Origin of the sequence: Acinetobacter sp. YH12235 (assembly GCF_013417705.1) — a bacterium.
Taxonomy (GTDB): Bacteria; Pseudomonadota; Gammaproteobacteria; order Pseudomonadales; family Moraxellaceae; genus Acinetobacter.
Genome location: NZ_VPDL01000026.1, coordinates 15,266 through 39,738 on the forward strand (window position 1 = coordinate 15,266; position 24,473 = coordinate 39,738).

At 41.3% G+C, this 24,473-nt stretch carries 23 protein-coding genes and 1 pseudogene; 8 read left to right on the top strand and 16 right to left on the bottom strand.

Features of this window, described 5'->3' with window-relative positions; all coding sequences use genetic code 11:
- Positions 1-6 precede the first annotated feature (6 nt).
- Positions 7-471: a DMT family transporter gene (locus tag FTV13_RS12655; RefSeq protein WP_034170895.1), complete on the top strand. Its 465-nt coding sequence runs from the start codon at positions 7-9 to the stop codon at positions 469-471.
- A gap of 120 nt (positions 472-591) precedes the next feature.
- A complete protein-coding gene (locus FTV13_RS12660; protein ID WP_180012212.1) occupies positions 592-1,290 on the top strand; it encodes a DUF1826 domain-containing protein in 699 nt (232 codons plus the stop codon).
- 65 nt (positions 1,291-1,355) lie between these two features.
- On the opposite strand, the gene FTV13_RS12665 is transcribed toward FTV13_RS12660, so the two are convergent.
- From FTV13_RS12665 to FTV13_RS12695, 7 genes are all read right to left on the bottom strand, one after another.
- Positions 1,356-1,850 carry a flavin reductase gene (locus tag FTV13_RS12665; RefSeq protein ID WP_180012214.1) on the bottom strand — a complete coding sequence of 165 codons (495 nt, stop codon included), beginning with the start codon at positions 1,848-1,850 and terminating at the stop codon, positions 1,356-1,358.
- A gap of 87 nt (positions 1,851-1,937) precedes the next feature.
- On the bottom strand, positions 1,938-2,966 hold the full coding sequence (locus tag FTV13_RS12670; protein ID WP_180001986.1) for a methionine synthase: 1,029 nt from the start codon (positions 2,964-2,966) through the stop codon (positions 1,938-1,940).
- Between the two features lie 42 nt (positions 2,967-3,008).
- The gene (locus tag FTV13_RS12675) at positions 3,009-4,007 is read right to left on the bottom strand and encodes a putative oxygenase MesX (protein ID WP_179993026.1); all 999 of its coding nucleotides are present in this window, start codon (positions 4,005-4,007) and stop codon (positions 3,009-3,011) included.
- 283 nt (positions 4,008-4,290) lie between these two features.
- Positions 4,291-4,983, bottom strand: a complete 693-nt coding sequence (locus tag FTV13_RS12680) for a metallophosphoesterase (RefSeq protein WP_180012216.1) — start codon at positions 4,981-4,983, stop codon at positions 4,291-4,293.
- A gap of 458 nt (positions 4,984-5,441) precedes the next feature.
- Positions 5,442-6,758, bottom strand: a complete 1,317-nt coding sequence (locus FTV13_RS12685) for a sorbosone dehydrogenase family protein (protein ID WP_179993027.1) — start codon at positions 6,756-6,758, stop codon at positions 5,442-5,444.
- 176 nt (positions 6,759-6,934) lie between these two features.
- Entirely contained in the window at positions 6,935-8,659 is a 1,725-nt protein-coding gene (locus FTV13_RS12690) for a bifunctional protein-serine/threonine kinase/phosphatase (RefSeq protein ID WP_180012218.1), read from the bottom strand.
- Between the two features lie 52 nt (positions 8,660-8,711).
- Positions 8,712-9,521, bottom strand: coding sequence for a formate/nitrite transporter family protein (locus FTV13_RS12695; RefSeq protein WP_125278664.1), 810 nt, complete (start codon positions 9,519-9,521; stop codon positions 8,712-8,714).
- Positions 9,522-9,801: 280 nt separating this feature from the next.
- Here FTV13_RS12695 and cynS point away from each other — a divergent pair, with 280 nt between their 5' ends.
- From cynS to FTV13_RS12720, 5 genes are all read left to right on the top strand, one after another.
- Positions 9,802-10,251 (top strand): cyanase, encoded by a 450-nt coding sequence (gene cynS, locus FTV13_RS12700; RefSeq protein WP_004785763.1) that lies wholly within the window; start codon positions 9,802-9,804, stop codon positions 10,249-10,251.
- Positions 10,252-10,599: 348 nt separating this feature from the next.
- The gene (locus FTV13_RS12705) at positions 10,600-12,756 is read left to right on the top strand and encodes a TonB-dependent siderophore receptor (protein ID WP_180012220.1); all 2,157 of its coding nucleotides are present in this window, start codon (positions 10,600-10,602) and stop codon (positions 12,754-12,756) included.
- 72 nt (positions 12,757-12,828) lie between these two features.
- Positions 12,829-13,440, top strand: a complete 612-nt coding sequence (locus tag FTV13_RS12710) for a DUF4198 domain-containing protein (protein WP_159123563.1) — start codon at positions 12,829-12,831, stop codon at positions 13,438-13,440.
- 45 nt (positions 13,441-13,485) lie between these two features.
- On the top strand, positions 13,486-13,764 hold the full coding sequence (locus FTV13_RS12715; RefSeq protein ID WP_166138842.1) for a hypothetical protein: 279 nt from the start codon (positions 13,486-13,488) through the stop codon (positions 13,762-13,764).
- Positions 13,765-13,767: 3 nt separating this feature from the next.
- A complete protein-coding gene (locus tag FTV13_RS12720; protein ID WP_179993030.1) occupies positions 13,768-15,327 on the top strand; it encodes a PepSY domain-containing protein in 1,560 nt (519 codons plus the stop codon).
- A gap of 378 nt (positions 15,328-15,705) precedes the next feature.
- Here FTV13_RS12720 and FTV13_RS12725 read toward each other — a convergent pair whose 3' ends face one another.
- The 6 genes from FTV13_RS12725 to FTV13_RS12750 all read right to left on the bottom strand — a co-directional run bounded on the left by FTV13_RS12725 (position 15,706) and on the right by FTV13_RS12750 (position 20,773).
- Positions 15,706-16,599 (bottom strand): copper resistance protein B, encoded by an 894-nt coding sequence (locus tag FTV13_RS12725; RefSeq protein ID WP_179993031.1) that lies wholly within the window; start codon positions 16,597-16,599, stop codon positions 15,706-15,708.
- The gene (locus FTV13_RS12730; protein WP_179993032.1) at positions 16,586-18,478 is read right to left on the bottom strand and encodes a copper resistance system multicopper oxidase; all 1,893 of its coding nucleotides are present in this window, start codon (positions 18,476-18,478) and stop codon (positions 16,586-16,588) included. The genes FTV13_RS12725 and FTV13_RS12730 overlap by 14 nt, the downstream gene beginning before the upstream one ends.
- Before the next feature lie 39 nt (positions 18,479-18,517).
- The gene (locus FTV13_RS12735) at positions 18,518-18,943 is read right to left on the bottom strand and encodes a hypothetical protein (protein ID WP_179993033.1); all 426 of its coding nucleotides are present in this window, start codon (positions 18,941-18,943) and stop codon (positions 18,518-18,520) included.
- Between the two features lie 118 nt (positions 18,944-19,061).
- Entirely contained in the window at positions 19,062-19,937 is an 876-nt protein-coding gene (locus FTV13_RS12740; protein WP_180012222.1) for an MBL fold metallo-hydrolase, read from the bottom strand.
- A gap of 2 nt (positions 19,938-19,939) precedes the next feature.
- The gene (locus FTV13_RS12745) at positions 19,940-20,356 is read right to left on the bottom strand and encodes a DUF6691 family protein (RefSeq protein ID WP_179993035.1); all 417 of its coding nucleotides are present in this window, start codon (positions 20,354-20,356) and stop codon (positions 19,940-19,942) included.
- Positions 20,357-20,773: a YeeE/YedE family protein gene (locus tag FTV13_RS12750; protein ID WP_179993036.1), complete on the bottom strand. Its 417-nt coding sequence runs from the start codon at positions 20,771-20,773 to the stop codon at positions 20,357-20,359. It lies immediately after the preceding gene.
- 99 nt (positions 20,774-20,872) lie between these two features.
- On the opposite strand from FTV13_RS12750, the gene FTV13_RS12755 reads away from it, so the two are divergent.
- Entirely contained in the window at positions 20,873-21,184 is a 312-nt protein-coding gene (locus tag FTV13_RS12755; protein WP_125278654.1) for a metalloregulator ArsR/SmtB family transcription factor, read from the top strand.
- A gap of 63 nt (positions 21,185-21,247) precedes the next feature.
- On the opposite strand, the gene FTV13_RS12760 is transcribed toward FTV13_RS12755, so the two are convergent.
- From FTV13_RS12760 to FTV13_RS12770, 3 genes and pseudogenes are all read right to left on the bottom strand, one after another.
- Positions 21,248-21,979, bottom strand: a complete 732-nt coding sequence (locus tag FTV13_RS12760; RefSeq protein ID WP_179993037.1) for an ABC transporter ATP-binding protein — start codon at positions 21,977-21,979, stop codon at positions 21,248-21,250.
- Positions 21,972-23,195 carry an ABC transporter permease gene (locus FTV13_RS12765; protein WP_179993038.1) on the bottom strand — a complete coding sequence of 408 codons (1,224 nt, stop codon included), beginning with the start codon at positions 23,193-23,195 and terminating at the stop codon, positions 21,972-21,974. The genes FTV13_RS12760 and FTV13_RS12765 overlap by 8 nt, the downstream gene beginning before the upstream one ends.
- Positions 23,192-24,415: pseudogene (locus FTV13_RS12770) on the bottom strand (efflux RND transporter periplasmic adaptor subunit). The gene FTV13_RS12765 and the pseudogene FTV13_RS12770 overlap by 4 nt, the downstream one beginning before the upstream one ends.
- Positions 24,416-24,473 lie beyond the last annotated feature (58 nt).

Genomic DNA, 24,473 nt, shown 5'->3' on the forward strand with positions numbered 1-24,473 from the left:
TTCTCCATGATTTATATAATGTTATTAGTCGTTATTTTTGGCGGAGCAGTTTTATGTGCTCAATCTTCAATTAATGGTCGTTTGGGTGCTAAAGTAGGTGTATTAGAAAGTTCTTGGCTGACATTTGTCTTAGGTGCTCTAGTCAGTTTTCTAATCGCTTTCTTTCTTGAACCCAACCATGCATTGAATTTATTCACCGCACCAAGATGGCAATTAACAGGTGCATTTTTTGGCGTGGCCTATATGCTTACGATTGTATTTGCTATGCCTAGACTGGGCGCTGCTGCCACCACTGTCGCCGTCATTAGTGGCCAGTTATTAATGAGTCTGCTCATCGATCATTTTGGATGGTTGAATAATCCGGTGATTCATTTAGATGGATCCAGACTAGCAGCAATTGCCCTATTAGCTGTTGCACTATTTTTTATCTATAAAAGTAATATTGCAGCCAAAGCACAAGCTGAAAATTAAGATACTGTGAAAGGAAAGAGATTTTAGGTTTTAAAATCTCTTTTTTTATGAGCTCATAAAGTTATTTTGAGGAATCTAAGGGTAATATTAGGCATAGTTCATAAGTCATTTCACTTAAGCATGCATAATCAATTTTCAGGCAATAAACAAATTCGTGTAGTCTCAAACTTTTCAGAACTCGTTAATTCGGATTTTAAGGGTGCGATGAATGCGATTTGCTGGTCTAGAAATTTAGCGGGTGATTTTGCCGAGATCGTGAATAAGCTTCATTTACAGGAAAATATGACTGAAGTTTCAATTGATGATCTTATGAAACTCCAGCTGTCAGAAAGCGGTCATCTGGCAAGAAAGATTATCTTAGAAGATATACAGCTACTGACTGACTACGGCGCTTCCCCTTCACTCAATCTGCTCAAATGCTATGAACGGGATGATGAGCTTGATTTTATTACTACAGATGTCTATTCATTTCATGTCGATCGCTCACCGATTGAAACAGATACTTTCTTATGTACCTATCATGGCGCTGCAAGCGATATCTTGCCTAATGATCAGGTGGAACAAAAGATTCTGATTCCAGAAATCAGGGCAAAGCTGAAAGAATTATATGATGGCCCAGAAGCCGGATTTGAAGATTTTCTGGAAGAGTATTTCTTTGATCTGCATTATCAACCTAAGCCTAATGCAAAACCTGTAAATTTAGGTCAGGGACATCTTTGGCGATTGGCAGTCGATCATCCAGCCCAAAGAGCCCTACCTTGTGTACATCGGGCTCCGGTTGAAAATGAGGGTGAATATCGATTGCTTTTGATTTGTTAAATTCGATACAAATCTTAAAAATGAGAAAATCCACATTATCTTATTGTCATTTTTCTCATTTTCATTCAAGCAAATTCTAACTGTCCAACCGAATGGTAAGTACGATTAAAATACACCAGGCTCTGATCTTGTTCGCTCCGTTGAATCGCAACCACTCGACACATAAAGATACTATGTGTCCCTACTTGCTGGATATTCTCGATTTCACAGTCAAAACTCACTAATGCATCGCCTAGTACAGGTGAGCCTGTTTTTAGTATTGTCCAAGAACCTAATTGAAATCTTCGTTCAGAACTGAATTTGCTGGATGCGAATGCATTAGAAATCTGTTCGTGCTGTGGACCCAAGACATTCACCGACAAAATTTTGTTCTCGATAAAATGCGCATGTGAGCGAGATGACTGATTCATACAGACCAGCAATGTCGGTGGTGTATCAGTCACGCTGCATACTGCAGATGCCGTAAAACCATGCATTCCTGTCTCACCCGAGGTTGTAATGACATTCACTGCTGTGGTGAGTAAGGACATGGCATTTCTAAAGTCAGTCGCTTCAATCATCTCTTAAATCCCTAATTGACTATCGCTTTGATGAAGAGCGGTAAAAGTACATGTATTCCTTATACAGCTCTTAAGACAAATGAATACTCAGGCTGTCAGTTCTTGACGAACAATAGCTGCGCCAGCACTTAAAGCATTCAGTTTGCCTTGTGCGACTTGACGCGATAAAGGTGCCATACCACAGTTGGTTGAAGGATACAGCTTGTCAGCATCCACGAACTGAAGCGCCTTTCGTAAAGTATCTGCAACCTGTTCTGGTGTTTCAATTTGATTGGTTGCGACATCTATGGCGCCGACCATGACTTTTTTGCCACGAATCAATTCAATCAGATCCATTGGTACATGAGAGTTTTGGCATTCAAGTGAAACAATGTCAATCTTGGACTTTTGCAGTTTCGGAAAAATTGCTTCGTATTGGCGCCACTCTGAACCTAGAGTCTTTTTCCAGTCCGTATTGGCTTTGATACCGTAACCATAGCAGATGTGTACTGCTGTTTCACATTTCAGACCTTCAAGCGCTCGTTCTAATGTGGCAATGCCCCAGTCATTTACTTCATCAAAAAATACATTAAATGCAGGCTCATCAAACTGGATGATATCTACACCTGCTGCTTCGAGTTCAAGTGCTTCCTGATTCAGGATTTTTGCAAATTCCCAAGCCAGTTTTTCACGGCTCTTATAATGAGCATCATAAAGCGTATCGATCATGGTCATTGGACCCGGCAACGCCCATTTGATTGGCTGCTTAGTTTGACTACGCAAGAACTTGGCATCATCTACAAATACAGGTTTCTTGCGAGCGACAGCACCCACGACGGATGGCACACTCGCATCATAGCGATTTCGAATACGCACCGTCTCACGCTTTTCGAAATCCACACCTTCCAGATGTTCAATAAAGGTGGTCACGAAGTGCTGACGGGTTTGTTCGCCATCACTGACGATATCAATGCCTGCCTGTAGTTGCTCATGTAGGGACAAGCTCAAAGCATCTCGCTTGGCTTCAAGGAGCTGCTCGCCTTCCAGTTTCCAGGGTGACCAAAGTTGCTCAGGTTCGGCAAGCCAAGACGGTTTCGGCAAGCTGCCAGCTGTAGATGTTGGGAGTAAAATGCTCATGTCTAATCTTCTATCTCTATATTCGTTAATTTATTTCTTCATTCAGGCAGTATGCTCTTGATGAGCATTATCTACAGTAAAATTTGCGGCCCACTTTTCAAGAATGTCTTTATACGGCTTAATAAAATTTTCTTCTGTCCATTTGCCCTGCTTAACTGCTAATTGACTACGCTCCACACGGTCGTAAACGATTTGTGTCAACGAATAATCCTGATAATTCAGGCTTGGTTGATAGATCAAACCTGCAGGCGAATTGGTGTTGTAAATTTCAGGACGATAAATCTTCTGGAAACTTTCCATGGTACTGATCGCACTGATAAGTTCGAAGTCCGTGTAATCACGCAATAAGTCACCGGCAAAATAGAATGCCAACGGTGCATTACCATGTTCAGGTTTGAAATAGCGAACGCTTAAGCCCATCTTTCTGAAGTATGCATCTGTACGTGAATAATCATCATTTTTATATTCCACACCGAGTACAGGATGCACATGTGCAGTACGGTAATAGGTTTTCGTGGTAGATACACTCAGGCAAATCACCGGCTGTTTCTTAAACTCGGCTTTAAACACATCTGAATGAATTAAATGCTGATAAAGTTTGCCGTGCAAATCACCAAAGTCGTCAAGCTTTGCATCAGCTTTATCACTGAAAGTTGGCAATACAACGCTAAAGTCATAATCACGTACATAAGATGAAAAGCTGTTGCCAGTCATGCCTTCAATGCGTTCATTGGTTTGATGATCAATGACGGTACTTTTCAGCATCTCGATAAAAGGGAAAGTTTGACCATGGCCTTCAACATCAAGTTCCGCAGAGATAATGTCAATTTCAAGGGAATAACGGTCGCCTTTAGGATTATCACTTGTCGCTAATGAATTAAAACGATGATTTATCATGGCTAGAGTTCTGCGCAGATTTTCCTGTCGACTTTCACCACGTGCCAGATTGGCAAAGTTGGTTGTTAAACGTGTGTTGTCTGCGGGTTGATAATTTTCATCGAAACGGATGCGCTTGATTGAGCATGTAAATTGATTATCCATGGAGATTCACTATCCTAAATTTTTAAATAAAGCCAAATTTCTGTATAACTTCATTTAAACGTGAATCTAGAGATGAGTAAAACGATATAAATTCAGTAAAACATGAGAGAAATTCACTATAGCTGAATTAATTGTATGAATACTTACTCAAAATTAAATAGAACGAAATACAGTTTCTCATTCAAAAATAAATATAGATCGCCTTTTATAAAAATGAGCTATCAATTTAATTTTAAAGGTAAAAATTATTGATATGTCTTTCAATTGGCTCTTGCTGTAGCACCTAGTTTGCATCATTTATTTTAACAACACACAACTTCTGCGTATAAGCAGAACCGACATCGATATAGTGGCAATTATCAATTTGAGTATGGTTTTTTACAATCGTATGACCCAGATAGATCTCATCGATATTTTTAACGGTTCCATAGCGATAAGAATGATTGCGAATTCTCCCTCTACCCCAAAGAGCATTGGTATATGCTGAAGTTAAGCTTGGAATTCTATTTTCACCTTTTGCAATTTTCTTTTTAAATACATTCCAGTCATTAAGCGCAATATCTGCGTGTAAAATGCCAATCTTTTTATGTTTTAGGTTTAGTTCAATGGCCAAAGGAAGTGCAGAAAAAATTTCACTGAGTTCATCCTGTTTTTCGGTAGATAAAAGATAGAACCACTCACCGCCATTCTGGGCATGCATATCCTGAATCCATGCATCGTCACGGCCCTTAATACACATTTCCTCATGATTACCGCGAACGCAATAAAACCAGGGTTGACTAACCAATGAAACACATTCCAGGTTTTCATTACCTCGATCGACCAGATCTCCGGTACAAATCAGTAGATCTTTCTCAAAATTAAAATGAACTTTCTCTAATTCTTGCATGAGCAAGCTATAACAACCATGCAGATCCCCAACCACATATATGGCAGAGAAATCAGATCCATAAATTACCTTAGTTAAAGTGTTCATAAGTATCTTCTATAACATGGAACCCTGTCTGCCAAACCTGAAGCAAAAGATGATTCTTAAATCATATCTTTTAATTTTAATGCTGTTTAAAACCTTAAAGATGATTTTTTAACATTATTTATCTACTACAATTAAATTATTTTAGTCATAAAGCCCTTTGTAAAATATAGGAAAGTTCACATAATGTTAACTTTTGTATAAATATATTATTTTTTTGTAAGTTTAAGCTTACATCGATTGGAGCAAATACTCTATATCCTGTTTCCTCAATTTTTGACATTATGTTTCACATAAAGAGTCAGCAAGGAAAGCTGATAATAATCGCATTACAATGATAATAAAGTCGAAAGACAGCGAACTTACTGGGATGGTAAGTGATAAAAGTAGAGACTACAGCCGCTAAGCCTTATAGTTTTGGGAGAGACTATAAGGCTTTTATTTTATTAGCATCTACTTATTTATTGATTCGGTGATACTCGCCAAATCACGTTCCCTACATCATCAGCAACTAATATTGCGCCTTGAGCATCTGTAGCTACACCCACAGGCCGACCAAATGCATCTCCATTTTTGCTTAAAAATCCGGTCAGAACCTCTTGAGGCTGACCAGAAGGCTGACCATTTTGAAATGGCACAAAAATAACTTTATAACCACTATGAGGTTTCCTATTCCAGGAACCATGCTGGCCAATGAGTGCACCATCACGATATTGGGATATTAAATTAGCCTTATAAAATGTCAGACTCAGTGATGCAGTATGATTCCCCAATGCATAATCTGGCTTAATTGCTTTCGCGACCAGTTCAGGCTTTTGCGGTTTTACCCGGGTATCCACATGCTGGCCATAATAACTATAAGGCCAGCCATAAAAAGCGCCATCTTTTACTGAGGTCATATAATCAGGAACCAGATCATTGCCCAGTTCATCGCGCTCATTCACTACAGTCCATAATGCTTCACTCTGAGGCTGCCAGTCCATGCCATTGGGATTACGCAAGCCTGTAGCAAACGGCCGGGTTTTACCTGTAGAAAGATCCAATTCCATGATCAGGGCGCGTCCTTCTTCCTGAGCTATGCCATTTTCAGCCACATTACTATTGGAGCCTACCGTAATGTAGAGCTTTGTCCCTGCAGGATTGGCAATAACATTTTTTGTCCAGTGATGATTTAAGAGGCCAGCGGGTAAGTCCAATACTTTAGTGCCTTTTTCTTTGATCTGGGTCATACCTGGCTGATAAGAGAATCGCACTAAAGCATCTGTATTTGCGACATAAAGCATATTACCCACTAAGGTCATTCCAAACGGCGAGTTTAAATTTTGCAGAAATACTGTTTTCTGATCAGCAATGCCGTCTTGATCGCTGTCACGCAACAGGCTAATACGGTTGGCGCTCGGATAGGATGATCCTGCTCTTCTCATCACCATTTTCATGATTTTGCCTTTAATGCCTTTACTATCTTCGGGCTTAGGCGGAGCATCGGTTTCAGCCACCAGTACATCTCCATTCGGCAATACATATAACCAGCGCGGGTGTTGAAGGCCTTGTGCAAATGCTTGCACTTTTAAACCCGATGCCGGCGTCGGCATGACGCCTTCAGGCCAACCTTTTGCAGGGGCAATGTTGACGACCGGAAACGGTCTTGATTTTGGTTCAGGTAAAGACGGCTGAGCGCCATAACTATCTGTTACGGGTGTTTTGGATGAAACTGTACAGCCGGTAAATGCCAATATGATTACGGTACTTAAGGCTGATAGGAGAAATTGAGCCGCCATGGTATTTCCTTGCTTTTTGTTTTTATCTCTCCCATTTTAAAAGGTGGTTGAAATCGTAATGATATAGTTCTTGTAGTTTCTGGTTGTGGATTGATTGCCGTAAATATACTAGTGACGCAAGCTGCCCAAAGCATAGAACACGGTCTAATTTTTTACTTATATTCACTCCAATCTTCTTAAATAAATGGCCATGCAATACTTAATAAAAGTAAAAGTCCTAATACAGCACAACTGATTTGCCAGAAACGTAAAGGATCACGTTCAATCATGGTAGGAGCTTTGGATTTTAATAATTCCTTGGATGGGTGTTCCAGATCATGGATCAATTCAGTCAATGCCTCATAACGATGCATCGGCTCGATATTCAGTGCCTTTTTTAGAATCTGGTCTAACCAGAGTGGTAAATCCGGCCGATATTTTTGAATGGAATGATATTGAACTTTTTTCATCTGTTTCAATGACTTACATCGAGCTAAATCTGTACCATAAGGAAGCTGTTTAGTCAGTAAATAATAAGCCATGGCTGCCAAAGAAAATTGATCGGACTGAATCGATGGTGAATGTTCAATGAAATATTCAGGCGCCATAAATGCCAAGGTACCAAGTGGCCGATTCACATGTTTAGGATTAATTTCGACTAAACCTCGTACAGCAGTTGAACCATAATCAATCAGTTTGACTTTAAGTGTATTATCAACGTTTAAGACCATAATATTTTCAGGACGTACATCTTGATGCAACATTTCCAGTCGGTGCATTGCATTTAAGGCCAATGCTGTTTGCTGCAAAATAGGGAGAATATCTTCCATCTGCAAAGGCTTTTTCTGTTGATGCAGCCAGCGATCTAAGGTTTCTCCCTGCAAATATTCATAACTCTGGAATAAATATTTTTTCTCTGATTGATGCGGATAACATTGCAGCAGATTTTCGTGCTTAAGACGCTTTGACACCCAGTCCTCAAGTTGAAACTGTTCAACAGCCTGTTCATCTTGCTGCAAATCTACTGCCAGAGTTTTAATCACTAGCGGTTGCCGATCATGATCGTGTGCCAAATACAGGCAACTGCGGTGATTTTGGTGCAGGATTTTGTCAATGGCATAGCCTTCAAATGCTTCACCTTTGCTGAGCTGGGGTGGAAAGACATAATCCTGGTGCATATAAAACTGATCTGGTTCAAGCAACTGCTCAATACGGAGCACTTGAAGACTTAAATTATCATCACTGCCCTGTTTTAAAGCCTGTTCAACCAGGAATTTGGCAAGCTGATTTAAGTGATCTGCTGCTAAGGTGAAATCTAATAATTGTTGGTCTGTAACAAACTCATAAACCCCATCAGTCATGAGTAGAAAGACATCTTTTTCTTTTAGTTCAAGGCTTTGATAATCAATTTCAATACGATAATCCACCCCTAAGGCACGACTGAGATAATGTTCTGTCGAAGACAGACAGACGCGATGATCATGGGTTAATAATTCAATTTCACCATCTCGGATTCGATAGATACGACTATCACCGACGTGAAAAATATGCGCCTGATGCTGCTTTAAAATAAGTGCGGATAAGGTACAGACATAGCCCCGGTCTTTATCGAAACGTCCCTGACTTTGTTGAGTTTGTGCATATAACCATGAATTTGTGGCGCGAATCACCCGTGCTGCTGAAGTCTGGGTGCTCCAGGCATCCGAAGTCGAATAATAATCTGAGAGAAAACTGCTGACGGCTGTTTCTGCGGCAATGTGACTGACATTGCTACTGCCGATCCCGTCGGCAATCGCACAAGCTATACCTTTTTGCTTCAGTACATGACCTTCTGGTAAAAAGATGCCATAAAAATCCTGATTCTGATCTTTAATACCAGCCGTAGAATATTGTCCAATAGCGACTTTTAATGTTTTTTTCATATTGAAAACTCAAAAAAGGGATCATATTGATCCCTTTAAAAATGATTCATTATTAGAATTCTTTTTTCGCGCCAGTACGTACATGTGTGGTGTAAAGTGCCAGACCTGTTAAGGCTAAACCACCGACCAGATTACCTAAAGCAACCGGTAATTCATTCCACAGGAAATAATCTGCAATCGAGAAGTCACCACCCATCATCATGGCAAATGGGAACAGGAACATGTTTACCACTGAATGTTCAAAGCCCATGGCAAAGAACAGCATCACTGGCATCCACATTGCGATGAACTTGCCACTCACTGTAGTTGACATCATCGCACCAATCACCCCTAAAGACACCATCCAGTTACACAGCATGCCGCGAATAAAAATAGTTATCCAACCTGAGAAACCATAAGCCGCATAACCTAAGGTACGGTCTTCACCAATATGAGAAATCTTTTCACCGACTGGATTCGGATCAGTCGCAAAGCCCATGGTATAAACAGCAGCCATCAGTACTGCAACGACTAAACACCCAGTAAAGTTACCTAAAAATACCAGTCCCCAGTTTTTTAAAATGCGTGCCCAGGTTACGCCAGGACGTTTATCCAGCCATGCCAGCGGTGTTAATACAAATACCCCGGTTAGCAAGTCATAGCCCAATAAATACAACATGCAGAAGCCGACAGGAAACAGTAATGCGCCAATCAGCGGCACACCAGTTTGCACTGCAATCGTAATTGCAAATACGGCTGCCAAGGCCAAAATCGCACCTGCCATAAAGGCACGAATCAAAACATCACGGGTTGCCATATGAAGCTTGGATTCACCCGCATCTACTACTTTTTTTGCAAACTCCGCAGGAGCAAGATATGCCATGTTGTCGTCCTCTTTTTCAATATACGGACCTGTTTTTCGAAAAAAAGACGCCTAAGATCATTGAAGACCTTAGGCGCCGTTGCCTTGAATATTAGAACAGGTAATGGTGAATGGCGTCGTTGCCATGTATATCGAAATAGAAGCAAAAGCTATGCCACAAATAATTAACAATCGCTTAAATATTCATTTTCTATTTAGCATGAACTCTAGAATGCTGTTGGCATGATATCTGCATTATCCGTTCTGCATACATTCATTTGAGAATAATATGGAGAGGATTATGATTACCCATCGTCAACAAGTAACTGATATGATCATTTCAGCGAAAGTTTTAAAGTCAATTAAGTGGTCAGATGTTGCCAAAGAGATTGGTCTTTCTAAAGAATGGGTAACCGCTGCATGTTTAGGTCAGATGGCGTTTAATAAAGAGCAAGCAGAAAAGATTGGTCAGATTTTTGGCTTAAGTGATGAAGCCGTTGCATGGCTACAGATCGTGCCATATAAAGGTTCCCTGCCAACCAGCGTACCGACCGATCCTTTAATTTATCGTTGGTATGAAGTGGTGAATGTATATGGTTCTACCATTAAAGAACTGATTCATGAAGAATTTGGTGACGGTATTATGAGCGCGATTGATTTTAGTATGGATATTCAACGCGAAGAAAATCCGAATGGCGACCGTGTCAATGTCGTATTGTCTGGCAAGTTCTTGCCTTATAAAACTTATTGATCAATATCATTTATAAAAAGCCATCAATGTGATGGCTTTTTTTTATTTCATTTTTCTTTTTATATTTGAGTATTAATCTCATTCTCTACATGAAAAAAATTTAGCGAATATACTTTATAAATTTAAAAATTAATATGAAGTCAATAATTTACATATTATTTTACTAAAATAAATCGTTTTTATTTTAAGCAAAATCTTAACCCCTTCTTCTTTTAATCTGCTTTAACTGCAAAGTATTCCTCTATCAATGAGTAATTTTTAATTTAAATTTCCTATTGTATTTAGATTGATTTAAAAATATCTAATCAATAACATTAGCGATAATTATTATCATTTACATTCATTAAAATGTTTTATACCAATCATCCAACTTTCAAGCTATCTTTGCTCAGTTTTGCCATATTGATGACACAGCAAAGTTTTGCAGAAAATAGTCAGCAACTTCCTACCATCACGATAGTCACTGATGCAGCACAAACAACAGAAAGCTCTGAACAGACTAAAAGCTATATTATTCAAAATTCTGCAACAGCTTCTAAACTAAATATTCCTCTTAAGGAAACGCCACAAACAGTGAATGTAGTGACGCGTCAACAATTAGATGACTTTGCACTGGATAATACCCGTGATGTACTCCGCAACTCACCGGGGATCACTGTAAGTAACCAGGAGACCGAACGAACTTCCTATCTATCACGTGGTTTTGAAATCTCAAACGTATTGGTAGACGGCGTTGGGATTCCGCTTGAAGGCTATAACTACAATAATGACAATCCAGACAGCTTTTTATTTGACCGTATAGAGATCGTTAAAGGTGCAAATGCCTTAAATAATGGTATTGGCGATCCGGGCGCTACCATTAATATGATTAGAAAACGCCCTACTCAGGAACTTCAGGCCGCGTTTAATACCAGTTATGGTTCATGGAATACCCAACGTTATGAAGCAGATGTTTCCTCTCCCCTGACACAGGATGGAAAAATCAGAGGCCGAGTATTTGGCTATCAGCAGACAGGTGATAGTTATCTGGATCACTATGAACTCGAAAAAAATGGCATTGGTGCCGTGGTTGAGGCTGACCTGACTGATTCGACCTTAATAACTGCTGGTTATACTGAAACGAATCATAATCCCAATGGTGTCAATTGGGGTTCCAATCCTTTAATCAATACTGAAGGTGAACAGTTAAGCTATTCAAGAAATTATAATTACAGTCCGGACTGGGCCTACTGGGACAGTAATATTAAAAACTATTTTGCCGAGATCGAACAACAACTTGGCGCTGATTGGAAAGCTAAACTGAGTTATGAGGAAAAACGGACTGAACGGGATTCAAAACTTTTATTCCTGTCCGGTAAACCTGGTGCTGACGGTACTTCAGGTATTTTCTTATATCCAGGTATGTATATTGATGACAACAAGGAACAGCAGGCCAGTCTGAGTTTTAGTGGCACCTATCCACTTTGGGGACAACAACATGAGGCATCTTTTGGCTATATCTGGGCTGAAAACAATCTGAATGAGTTAGGTTATGCTGGCAGCTTTACCAACCCACTTACCACAGATCTATCCAGTTTTACGCCGCCCGAACCAGTTTGGGATATGTCAAAAACCAGTGGTGAAATGCACATCCGGCAAAAAAACCAAAGCCTATATGCCGCCACCCGTTTACATATGACTGACGATCTGAAACTGCTTTTAGGTGCCAACTATGTTCAGGCTGAAAGTACAGGCAGCAGTTATGGAACAGACACGATTTATGATGAGAATAAGCTATTACCTTATGCAGGCCTGACTTATGAATTTAGTCCTGAATATACAGGTTATCTAAGCTATACCTCAATTTTCCGTCCACAAACAACTAAAGCTCTGGATGGCAGTGTTAATAAACCGGTTGAAGGTGAAAGTTATGAAGCCGGGATTAAAAGTTCCTGGCTAGATGATAAGCTCACCGCCAGCATGGCCGTATTCAGAACAGAACAAAGCAATTATCCGTTGCGAGATTCTGACGGTATCCCGACTTTACGTAAAACCCAGGTGAGTGATCTACGTTCACAAGGTTATGAATTTGGTTTGGCTGGTCAGTTAACGGATCATTTAAATCTAAGCTTTGGCTATACTCAGTTTAGTCTTAAAGATCTGATCAACGGTGGTGATGCCCGTACCTTTAATCCTAATCAGTCTTTTAATCTTCTGACCACCTATCAGGTGCCACAGATTCCAAAACTGAAACTGGGCCTTGGTGTGCAATGGCAGGATAAAACTTATCTAGAAGTTCCTGAAGCTGCTACAGAGGGTGTTGTTACCCAACAAGCAGGCATTATCAAACAGGATGCATATGCGCTTGTGAATCTGATGGCCAGTTATGAACTCAATGATCACATTACTTTGCAGGCCAACGGGAATAATCTGACCAATGAAAAATACTTATTTAATTTCCCGAATCAGCAAGGCTTCTATGGTGCACCGGCAAATTACAGTGTGGCCGTAAAATTCAAATATTAATTTTTCGCTTGAGCTTTGAAAGAATATTCGGAGCTCATTTTCTTATATGTAAACAATAATCAGGTAGAATTCATGAAAAAAATCATTACTTTGACAATTGGACTGTCACTGACCCTTTCTGCTCAGGCCCATATGCTTTGGCTAGAACGTGCTTCAGATGCAAAAACACATGCATTCTTTGGTGAATATAGTGAACAGCTCAAAGAGACTCAAGAAGGTGCCTTAAAGTCATTCAGCCAAGCAAAAGCGATTCAGACTAAAAAACAATTTAGTCCCCAACTACACCAGGATCATCTGGTCTACTCTACAAAAGATCAAGCAGATGTAGAGCTCTATCATGAACTGATCTATGGGGAATCCTTACTCAGCTATCACGCGAAATCCGGCAGACAAAACCTGAAAGCAGACTCAGAGCTGGATATCGTACCGGTTCAACCGAACAGTAATACTTTTACAGTCATGTATCAGGGTAAACCCGCTGCGGATGTCAAAGTGACTGTCTATTCCCCACAGCACTGGCTTAAAAACTATACGACCAACAAGCATGGCCAAATTAATATTGCTACGCCATGGAAGGGTCAATATGTACTAGAGGTGAGTCAAGAAGTAGACAAGACAGGAAAATTGAATCAGCAAGTGTATAAGAAACAGTACCTGGTCACGACCTTAAGCTTCGTGCATTAAGTTGCCTCAATATTTATTTATACAGATTCATATAAAGGCCTTTCCATGATTTCTACCCTTCAGCCACTTGCTATCCTGTATCGATTAGGCATGAGCTTTGGTATTGGTTATTTATGTAGTTATCTGATTGCTCTCGATCTGGCCTATTTTTTACAGGCGAGTTTACCCAAAGCTGAATCGGTTTATCTGGCTGCCTTTATTGCCCTCATTTTTTATGTCTGTTTTGTGATTGGAATCTTCTGTATCCAAAGTCTTAAAACACTTTCAGTCTATAGCCTGATTCCTCTCATTGTTTTATTTGTCATTTCCCGCTTCATAGGTTAAACCATGCATAAATCTGTCCGTCAATCTATGGCATGGCTACATTCATGGCTAGGTTTAAGTTTTGGCTGGCTCCTCTTCGCGATCTTTTTAACAGGTGCGGTTACCTATTATCGCCATGAAATTACAATGTGGATGCAGCCACAATTTGTCATGATGCAGGTGAACCAGGAAACAGCTTTAAAAACTGCTTATAGCTATTTACAGCAACATGCACCTGATGCACAGAACTGGTATATCGGGGTAGCAAATCATGATTTACCGGTTAATAAAATTTATTGGCAAACTGCAGAGGGTGCTTATCAACTTAAAACCTTGGATGCTATGACAGGTAAGGAATTAACGCTTTCGGCTACACAGGGCGGAGATTTTTTCTATAACTTTCATTTTCAGCTATATGGCGTACCTTATACCATTGGCCGTCTGATTGTCACCATTGCTGCATTCATCATGTTGATGACCCTGATTTCCGGAATCATTACCCATAAAAAAATTCTGACCGACTTCTTTACTCTGAGAGCTTTTAAAGGACAACGTTCCTATCTGGATTTTCATAATGTCAGTTCCGTCATTGCGCTACCGTTCTTTTTAACTATGACTTTTACTGGACTGGCTATTTTCTTTTATATTGTTTTGCCTTCTGGCATGAAGCAGCTATATCCAGAAAATCCATTTCAATATTTTGAAGAAATCCGAACCAAAAATGTGCTTGCTCCCTCTGCTGTGCCCATTAAAACGGAGATGTTACCGATTCAACATTTTATCACTACGGCGCAGCAGCACTGGGGAAAATCAGAATTTGACAATATTACCGTGAAGCAGCCGAATACCCAGCTGGCAAAGATTACCTTAACCGAATTGAAAGATCATTCTATTACCCGCAATCAGGCACAACTCGTATTCAATGCGACGACAGGCAAATTGCTTGAAAACACCCGTAATGACAGTGCAATTGCTACCCTGAATGCTGGAGTATATGGTTTGCATATGGCACGTTTTGCCGAACCTGTTTTACGTTTCGCCCTATTTTTCTCAGGCATATTAGGCTGTGCCATGATCGCTTCCGGATTATTGCTCTGGAGCCTGAAACGACAGATGCAGAAAAAATCGGATCGTTTTCACTTTGGATATTATCTGGTGAATCGTCTGAATATCACCATTATAATTGGTTTACCTATTGCCATGCTGGCTTATCTTTATGCAAACCGTTTGATTCACATTCCTGTGGGCACCACAAATTATGAAATCTATATCTTCTTTAGTATTTGGCTGAGTAGTTTTATCTTGGCCTGTTTAACGCCACAACAGCATTTATGGAAAACGCAGCTTAAAATTCTCATCTGTGCCGCTTTTATGCTTCCACTCATCGACCTGTATTATTTGTGGTCCCAGCATTATCTGGATTCTTTTGCGAACTATTGGCTGTTTTTGCGTATCGATCTGATGCTCTGGATCTTGGCACTTCTCGCTTACTTCCTACATCAGAAAATTACACCTATCCAGCAAAAAGCTGTTCATAAAATTCAGGCCAAGCTTAAAACTGCACAGCAGGAGTCTTCTTCATGATATGGATGGCAATAGTAGGACTGATCTGGATGGCCTGTTTTGGTTTTTATGCAGTGAGTGAAAAACAGATTTTAAAAACCAGACAGTCTCGATATTCTTTTCTGGTGAGTTATCCGGTCATCGTTAAATTGATCTCAGGCAGTCTTTTACTATTGGTATTGTCCCTTTTACGAACTCAATTCAGTAGTAGTATTAGCTTTATGGCACTTTGGGTTGTTATAAGTCCAATCGTATTTATATTTATTCTGAAGATGAATAATTTAAAACAAAGAAAAATTTAAAAGTTTATAAAGGCCTTAAGAATAAAATATAGCTGAGTATATGAGGCGAGAAAATGATTTTCCCGCCTCATAAATATTAGCTTATATAGATATCTGTTTAGAACATCATTCTTAAACCGATTCCATAACGTCCGCCCTGTTCAGAATCAGATGCGTCCTGCCATGAGGTTTTCTCATTGCCCTTGGAATATTCATAAGCAATATCAAGGTAAGGCATGATCTTTTTATTGATCTCATAACGGGTTTCCAGACCGAATGCCGCATGACTTATTCCAGTCTTTTTGGCATTGGCTGCTTTATCCTTCAAAATGAGGTCAACTTCAACATAAGGCTGCAAAATCAGTTTTTGTGTGAGTAGCAGATCACGTTCTGTTTCTAGCTCAAGTCCGATAAAATCATCTTGACCAAGATACAGATGTGCATTGGTTTCAAAGAAATACGGCGCCAACCCATGGAATCCAAATATTGCATCTACATGTTCAATATTTTGCCCAGCATTAGGCTGACCCAAATTTTCCTGACGGTAGCGAAGACCCGCCTGAGCATCCCAGAAATCTGAAATATTCCGGCTATACAGAGCTTGGACTGCATATTCTGTTGCTCTGGATTCCTGCTTGTCAGCTTTGAGTTTAATGAACAGTTTATTTTCATCCGTGCCAATCCGAAGCTCATTCTCAGACTGTAAGCCTCCCTCACCTTCTGAGTTTTTGATCCATTTATTGTCCAGTTTGACCCGCGTATAAATTTGCCCTCCATGTTCCTTGCGATGATCATGTTCGCTGGAATAGGTTGAAGCTGAATCTGGAATTAAATTTTCAGTAATTTCCGGTGCTACTGAAGTTAAATGATGCTCTGACGATTGAAGTGATTGTTGATGATGCATCGAATGATCAGCATGCTGTTGAGATATATCTTCGGCAAAAACAGTCATATTTCCCAACGCCAATACACTAGCCAAAACAGGCTTCAGACAAAGATTAATGGTGTGCATGAGCATCTCCTTGTTTTTCTACTGGTTTTGTCATGTGATGATGGGAATGCTCTTCCCGCACAGTATTCTGAGTCGAAACGCCATTTTCCTGAACATTTGCTACAATCAGTTTATTCATCATGCCGGCAGTCATGTGATACAACAGATGACAATGAATCGCCCATTCACCTAGTTCATCTGCAGTCAGCAAAGTCGTAACGGTTTTTCCAGGTGGGACAATCACTGTATGTTTATTCGGCATATCTATTGCAGACTGGCCATTTTCGAGCTGCATGAACATGCCATGTAAATGCATCGGATGTGCCATCATACTGTCATTGATAAATTTCAGCCTGATCCGTTCCCCAAATTTCACTTTGAGCGGCTCTGCTTCATTAAATTTCTTGCCGTTCATGGTCCAGATATACCGTTCCATGGTGCCGCCTAAACGAATCACCAATTCGCTTTCTGCGTCGCGAATATCTTTTTGCGGAGTTAAAGATTTGAGGTCGCTATATTGCAAAGCTTTATGCCCTACCGGTGTAGAGGCATTGGCCCAGCCGTAAACTGGTTGCTGCGTAAAAGTTTTGGCATCTTTTTCATGTTGCATATCCCCGGTCATATTTGAGTGATTCACATGATCTATAGCGGATGAAGTATCTGAATGCTCGGTATGATTGTCCTCTCCTTGTTCGATAATTTTGGCTGATGCATGCTGCTTATGTCCCATCATCGAATGTTCAGTATCTTTTTTAACATTTATGTCATGGCTAGCATGATTCTGATGATTCATCTGCTCGTGTGCTTCACCCTGCATATTGCCATGTCCCATATCTTCCATGGTCAATAAGGCACGAGGACGGGATATAGGTTTGTGTATGGCATGATGAGCTGGCTTTAATTCATTCTGTAAGCTGCCAATCGCAAAACCGGAACGGTCAATCGATTCAGCTTCAATCTGATAATGTTCCGCAGTGGGCTCTACAATTACATCATAGGTTTCTGCGGCACCAATGCGGAATTCATCGACCGCTACAGGTTTGACAGGCTGCCCGTCTGCACTGACGACTGTCATTTTTAACTGTGGAATACGCACATCAAAAAATGACATGGCAGAGGCATTGATAAAACGCAGTCGCACTTTTTCATTCGGTTTAAACTGTCCTATCCAGTTCTGTTCAGGCGTTTTTCCATTCACCAAAAAGGTATAGCCGGTTACATCAGACAGATCGGTTTTCAGCATGCGCATCTGGTTCCACATTTTGCGATCATTCCAGGTGGCTTTAAGCCCTTCCCGTTTGATTTGCTGAAAAACATCGCTCAGAGTTTCACGCTGATTTTGATAATACTCGGCAGATTTTTTTAAATTATTCATGATCTGCTGGCCGGACTGCTCATGAAATTCTGAAAGCATGACCACATAATCACGCTCGGTCTGCTCATGTGCAGGAACTTCCGCCTGGTTTTTGGGATAGATTACAAAGGCGCCGTAAAGGCCGTCCTGTTCCTGCCCCTTGGAATGGGCATGATACCAGTAGGTTCCACTCTGACGAATTTTAAAGCGATAGACAAATTCCTGATTAGGTGCAATGCCCTGAAACCCGTTAAAACCGGGGACACCATCCATCAGGCCGGGTAGCAATAAACCATGCCAATGCAGAGAGCTTTCTTTATTCTTTAGCTTGTTTTTGACGCGAATAACAGCTTCATCACCTTCCTCAAACTCCAGTAAAGGTGCAGGAAATTTTCCATTCACTGTAATACGTTGTACGGTTTTACCGGTGATATTGACTGGACCTTCATCAATAACCAGCTGATATTCTTTTACAGCAGCCAATAATGAAGACGAGATCACTAAACTTAAGCCCAATAACAGGCTTTGACTAATTTTAATCGACATAACTTAATCCTTGATTTATTAAAATATAAATAACGAGGATTAAGTTTTAGGTGGGCGCAGAATTTCCTGCCAATACCCGGCAAGGTGCTTGGCTTGATAATTAGAGATAAAAGTGGTTTCTAAGGCATGAATCTCAGGAAGAGTTAACTTCGAGATTTCCACATCGATCCAGCTACTCAGGTTATGGCAAGAGCTATAAATACAATCCAGACAGTCATCTTTGTGTTCATTTAAATCGGAGTGGCAATCCATGTCCTGACTCATATCATGAGCAGAATCATGCATAGCTTGATGCTGGCGATGTAACTTCTCTATTTTTTCCATTTCCTTACAATGGGAACCCATCTGCTTGGTTGACGTTTCCAGATGCATCGTTTTTGCTGAAGCAATCGACATGCCGCTCCAGCTTACGGCGAATACCATAAGCATCACAAACCAGATCTGTTTAAAGAACTGTCTGAGCACGATGCACCCTGAAAATATAAAAATGAGTTAACCCAAATAGCATAGGGTGGAATATTAAAATTCGCAAACTTTATAAGCGCTTAATTTAAAGATTAATATTTTGTTCCTGATAAATTGATCACTTCTTAAAATAATTTAGCGGCAGCTTCACATAAGACACACCATTGGCTTCTGGCATTGGGAACTGTCCGCCATTCATATTAATCTGGATCGCAGGCAAAATCAGTTTAGGCATACTTAGACCTGCATCACGCTGCTGACGCATCTGTACAAATTCAGATTTGCTAATCCCTTCACGGATATGAACGTTTTGCTGTTTTTGCTGCTGAATCGTGGTTTCACATTGATATTCATGACGTGACTCTGGCAAATAGTCATGACACAAAAATACACGGGTGCTTTCCGGGAGCTGAAACAGCTTGTGAACAGAATCATATAAAACCGAGGCACTGCCATTTGGAAAATCACAACGAGCCGTGCCATAGTCCGGCATAAACAGTGTATCCCCTACAAAGACGGCGTTACCAATCACATAGCTTAAACAGGCAGGTGTATGTCCTGGCGTAGGAATATTATAAACTTCCAGCTTGCCAATCTTGAAATGCTCACCATCCTCAAACAGATAGTCAAAAGGCTGATGCGCATTGATCTGTTTCATGTCCAGATGATAAATCTCGGCAAACGTTTCCTGTACCAGCGCAATTTTTTTACTGATTGCAATCTTGCCGCCTAATTGCTGTTTCAGATATTGGGCAGCTGTCAGATGATCAGCATGTACATGAGTTTCCAGAATCCATTCCACCGTCAAACCTTGTGATTTCACATAGGCAATCATCTGATCGGCATGCTCGGTCGATGTGGTGGCAGACGCAGCATCGTAATCCAGCACGCTATCAATAATGGCACATTGGGCAGTTTGAGGATCGCTCACCACATAACTAAAAGTATTGGTATTTTTATCAAAAAACGCTTTGACGTTTGGCTGCTGTGTCATATTTATACTCCTGCCCATTTACGGTGAATCCAGATCCCAAGCAGCATAGCTGCAATAAAATACAAGGCTTGATAATGTCCCAAACCAATCAGGGTAAAACTGGGTGCCGGACAAATGCCTGCAATTCCCCAACCGATACCAAATAATAAACTACCCGACAGCAGTTTAGGATCAATCTTTTGATTCTTTGGTAAATCAATGGGTTCATTAAATAAAGTGGTCGGATGTGGATTATGTTTAGCTTTCTGGAAAGGAATAAAAGCCACCAGAATTGCCCCCATCATGACAAAGGCAAGACTGGCATCCCAATCCCCAAACAGATCCAGAAAATCCAGAACTTTTTCAGGATTAGACATACCTGAGAGCATTAAGCCGACTGAAAACAGGCCACCAAATAGAAAAGCGAATAGATTTTTCATTTAGATAGCTCCAACCAGATGACGAACAACATAAACCGTGATAAATCCCGCCAGCATAAAAGACCCGGTCGCAATAAAGGAGCGATTTGACAGACGGCTAATCCCACAGATGCCATGTCCACTGGTACAACCTGAACCTAAACGTGTACCAAAACCAACCAGCAAACCGGCAATGACCATCATCCATGGGCTGGCATTCAGCTCAATTTCTGGCTGAAACAATACGCCGTAGATAAATGGAACTATAAATAGTCCTGCTAAAAACCAGACCGCAGGAGTTTTGAAAATTGTCTTTCGATTAAGTACCTGCCCAACCAACCCACTCACGCCCGCAATACGGCCATTCACATACAGATAGCCGACCACTGAAAGACCAAGCAGTAATCCACCGAGAAACGCTGCCAAAAAGTCATGCATGAGCATATTCCACTTAAAATATATAATTTTATATTATATAATTATAAATATTAATCAAGACGGTTTTTAAATATTGTGTGACTAATACAGGTTTTTTATATGACAGCAGATGAAACTCAGACACGTATTGATTTTTCTCAGGCTCATGTGGTAAGCGAACGCTTAAAAGTGTTGTCGAATTCTGACCGACTGAAAATTCTATGTGTACTGGTCGATAGTGAAATGAATGTGCAACAGATTGAGCTACAAACAGATATTCACCAACCCACTCTCTCACAACAACTTACGGTGCTCCGAAAAGCCGAAATGGTCAGCACGCGTCGTGAAGGAAAGCAGATTTTCTATCAGCTTTCCGACCCCAAAGTACTTACCCTGATGCAAACCTTGTATCAGCTTTATTGCAAGGCTTAAGTGATAAGAAAAATCTTTATTTATCCATAATTGGAGAATACAAATTCTTAAAATATTTAAAAATTAAGTATTTTCAGGAATATCTGCTGGAGCTGTTCTGGTATCACTTTGAATCAGGCCGTCAACTAACTTGATGGTGCGATCACAACTAACAGACAAGCGCGGATCATGAGTCACCAGCAAAATGGCACAGCCCTGTTCCTTATTTACTTTACGAAACAGTTCAAAAACTTCAGACGCGGTCTGGGTATCCAGGTTCCCGGTCGGTTCATCGGCCAGTAACAAGGCGGGTTCTGTAATCAGTGCCCGAGCAATTGCAACACGCTGTTGTTGCCCGCCGGAAAGCTCATTCGGTTTTCGATGTGCATACTTTTCCAGCCCGACTGCAGCCAGAAGTTCATGAGCGCGGTCTAGAGCTTTTTGATCCGGTTTACCATGTGCCATCATTAACGGCATTAGGACATTGTCTAATGCATTAAAAGCTTGAATCAGATGATGAAACTGAAATACAAATCCAATACTGCTGCCGCGTAATACGGTACGTGCAGCGTCATCCATACGGCTGGTGGGTTGACCAAGCAGATATAGTTCACCGCTAGTTGGCTGGTCCAATAGACCCAGAATATTCAATAAAGTACTTTTCCCCGAGCCTGAAGGACCAATTAGTGCTGCAAAGTCATTACGTTCAATACACAAATCAATGCCATGCAGAACTTCGACTTCATTAGGCTGACCAATATTATAAGATTTACGTAGTGCTTCCAGCCGCAAGACTTCATTCGATGAATCAGACATGACGAATTGCCTCCACAGGATCAAGTGCCGCAGCACGACGGGATGGTATAGCCGCTGCCACTACACCAGTCAATGTGGCCAGCAATAAAGCCAGCAATAGCAGATTGATTGAAATTGGAATATAGAACAGGCCTGGGCCAAATTCATTAAAGATCCAGACCAGTAAATAACTGACTGCACTGCCGATAATAGACCCCAACAAGCCAAAAATTGCGCCCTGAAACAGGAAAACGCGCAGGATTTGTCTTTGTGTGGCCCCTGTTGCCCTTAAGATGCCAATTTCACGAGTCCGTTGTACGACACTGACTGACAAGACGCTGGCAATACCAAAAGCGACGGAGATGGCCACAAAAATAATAATCATATTGGTTGAAAGGCTCTGCGCTGAGATGGCATTCATTAACTGACCATTGGTTTTAATCCAGCTTTCTGCCTGTAAGGAAGTCAAACGCCCGACCTGCGTTGCAATATTTTCTGCTTCAAAAATATTTTCTACCGTCAGGTCGATTACAGTGATCCCGCCTGGCAGGCTGAGTAAAGACTGTGCCTGTTTTAAATCCATATAGACATAGCGCGAATCCAGCTCACGTACTCCAAGTTCAAAAATTCCGGAAATATTTACGACAGTACTGTTGTCCTGACCGGTGTCTAATCGTAATTTGCTACCCACCTGTACACCCAGATCTTTAGCCAGCTGACTGCCAATCATTACATCATCTGCACCGACACGTAACTGCCCACTGATCATATATTCTTTAAGTGGAATTATTTTCTGATAACGTTCTGGATCCATGCCCACCAGCGCAACCGATTCCTGAGCTTCACCACGCTGTGCGAATGCAGGTCCAGAAACTACTGGAGAAACAGCTGTCAATAAAGGCACCTGATCCAAGGTCGTCACGACCTCTTGCCAATTATTGATAGAGCGTAGTCTTTGGGCCCGTTTATCTTCTAGAACCAGCTGCACAGTGCCTGCGGGTGCGGGTATAACTTGGTTCACTTCATCGGGGGACAGTAAACGGATATGCGCCTGTGTCCCTAAAGTCCTTTCGATGATATTAGACTGCAAGCCCTGTATCAGTGCCGAGATAAAAACAATCACAGACACCCCTACAGCAACACCCACTGTAATCATCAGAGACTGCATTCGGCCTTCTCGCAAAAAACTGATTGCGATCTTCCATTCAATCCAGAGACGCCCTAGTAATTTTTTCACTCGAATTTCACCGGTAATTCATTTTTATTGCTGGCATCATTATTCTGGTCGGCATAGTTGATTTCTTCGGGCTTAAATCGAACTCGTGTGCCATCTTTTAAAGTTGAAGTTGCATCTGACAGTACCTGGTCACCCACTTTTAAACCGGAAATCACTTCAGACATGGCAAGTCCGCGCAGACCCAGTTTCACTTTTTGTCGCTGGATTTTGCTATCACGTACCAGTAATACGGTGGCCTGATCGCCCTGTACTTTCCCTAGCGCATCATTCGGAATCGCTAAGGTACGATCACGGCGACCTGTCTAGACATTAACCGATACCGTCATATCCTGACGCAGGAAATCAGGTACCGGATCAACCGATAGACGCACTTCTACCGTGCCGCGTTGAGGATCGATACTCGGTGCAATAAAATTAATCCGGGCTGGGAAAGGTTTATCCGGGTAAGCATCGGCAATTGCAGTCGCTTTCTGGGACAACGCCAGTCGTGACAGATTACGTTCATCCAGTGGTACACGGATTTCGGTATTACCATCCATTGCAATGGTAAATAAGGTACGTCCTGGCTGAACCAGATCGCCAGGCTCAACATCACGGGTCAGCACCGTTCCAGCAACAGTTGCCCGGATTTTAGTTTTAGCCAGTTGAGCCTGTGCTACCGAAAGCTGCTCACGCAATGAAGCCTCCTCTACCTGACCAGGTGCCAGTGCAGCTGCTTTTAAACGCACAGTTTCATAATTATTGCGTGCTACCCTTTCTGCCTCTACAGCCTGTTCAATTTCTTCTGCCGAAAGGATGCCTGCTTCGGCATTGCGACGACGCGTCGCTTCACGGCTGGCCTGTTCCAGCTGAGCTTTTGCTGAAGCCAATTCTGCTGAGGCTTGTGGACGGCGATTGGTTGCCAGTTCATTCAATGCGACTTCTGCCTGACGAACTTGGGCTGCCAGTTCATCCGATTTAAGTACAACTAGCAAATCGCCCGGTTTGACCCGATCGCCTTCCTTGACCCGACGTTCTAGTACCACGCCGGTTACTTCACTACCGACTTGAGCACGTGAAACGGTGATGACCTGCCCGGTGGCAACCACTGATTGCACCAGCGGCATCGGCTCTAAGGTATAACCTGTGACTTGTGGCCCTTGCCACCAGCGAAATACGCCAAATGCAACGAGCAAAAGTAAAAGGATCAGGACAATATATTTATAGCGGATAGCGCGCAATGTGCTTCTCCATTCTGGTTAAAAGCGCAGTTGTAAAGAAATACTTGTAGCTTATCTA

What these genes read in the sequence shown, in the direction of transcription:
- FTV13_RS12710 (WP_159123563.1), top strand. Translation starts at nt 12,829, where the DNA reads ATGAAAAAAATCATTACTTTGACAATTGGACTGTCACTGACCCTTTCT.
- FTV13_RS12740 (WP_180012222.1), bottom strand. Translation starts at nt 19,937, where the DNA reads ATGACACAGCAGCCAAACGTCAAAGCGTTTTTTGATAAAAATACCAAT.
- FTV13_RS12665 (WP_180012214.1), bottom strand. Translation starts at nt 1,850, where the DNA reads ATGATTGAAGCGACTGACTTTAGAAATGCCATGTCCTTACTCACCACA.
- FTV13_RS12660 (WP_180012212.1), top strand. Translation starts at nt 592, where the DNA reads ATGCATAATCAATTTTCAGGCAATAAACAAATTCGTGTAGTCTCAAAC.
- FTV13_RS12705 (WP_180012220.1), top strand. Translation starts at nt 10,600, where the DNA reads ATGTTTTATACCAATCATCCAACTTTCAAGCTATCTTTGCTCAGTTTT.
- cynS (WP_004785763.1), top strand. Translation starts at nt 9,802, where the DNA reads ATGATTACCCATCGTCAACAAGTAACTGATATGATCATTTCAGCGAAA.
- FTV13_RS12680 (WP_180012216.1), bottom strand. Translation starts at nt 4,983, where the DNA reads ATGAACACTTTAACTAAGGTAATTTATGGATCTGATTTCTCTGCCATA.
- FTV13_RS12745 (WP_179993035.1), bottom strand. Translation starts at nt 20,356, where the DNA reads ATGAAAAATCTATTCGCTTTTCTATTTGGTGGCCTGTTTTCAGTCGGC.
- FTV13_RS12755 (WP_125278654.1), top strand. Translation starts at nt 20,873, where the DNA reads ATGACAGCAGATGAAACTCAGACACGTATTGATTTTTCTCAGGCTCAT.
- FTV13_RS12695 (WP_125278664.1), bottom strand. Translation starts at nt 9,521, where the DNA reads ATGGCATATCTTGCTCCTGCGGAGTTTGCAAAAAAAGTAGTAGATGCG.
- FTV13_RS12715 (WP_166138842.1), top strand. Translation starts at nt 13,486, where the DNA reads ATGATTTCTACCCTTCAGCCACTTGCTATCCTGTATCGATTAGGCATG.
- FTV13_RS12670 (WP_180001986.1), bottom strand. Translation starts at nt 2,966, where the DNA reads ATGAGCATTTTACTCCCAACATCTACAGCTGGCAGCTTGCCGAAACCG.
- FTV13_RS12655 (WP_034170895.1), top strand. Translation starts at nt 7, where the DNA reads ATGATTTATATAATGTTATTAGTCGTTATTTTTGGCGGAGCAGTTTTA.
- FTV13_RS12750 (WP_179993036.1), bottom strand. Translation starts at nt 20,773, where the DNA reads ATGCATGACTTTTTGGCAGCGTTTCTCGGTGGATTACTGCTTGGTCTT.
- FTV13_RS12760 (WP_179993037.1), bottom strand. Translation starts at nt 21,979, where the DNA reads ATGTCTGATTCATCGAATGAAGTCTTGCGGCTGGAAGCACTACGTAAA.
- FTV13_RS12690 (WP_180012218.1), bottom strand. Translation starts at nt 8,659, where the DNA reads ATGAAAAAAACATTAAAAGTCGCTATTGGACAATATTCTACGGCTGGT.
- FTV13_RS12685 (WP_179993027.1), bottom strand. Translation starts at nt 6,758, where the DNA reads ATGGCGGCTCAATTTCTCCTATCAGCCTTAAGTACCGTAATCATATTG.
- FTV13_RS12720 (WP_179993030.1), top strand. Translation starts at nt 13,768, where the DNA reads ATGCATAAATCTGTCCGTCAATCTATGGCATGGCTACATTCATGGCTA.
- FTV13_RS12730 (WP_179993032.1), bottom strand. Translation starts at nt 18,478, where the DNA reads ATGTCGATTAAAATTAGTCAAAGCCTGTTATTGGGCTTAAGTTTAGTG.
- FTV13_RS12725 (WP_179993031.1), bottom strand. Translation starts at nt 16,599, where the DNA reads ATGCACACCATTAATCTTTGTCTGAAGCCTGTTTTGGCTAGTGTATTG.
- FTV13_RS12675 (WP_179993026.1), bottom strand. Translation starts at nt 4,007, where the DNA reads ATGGATAATCAATTTACATGCTCAATCAAGCGCATCCGTTTCGATGAA.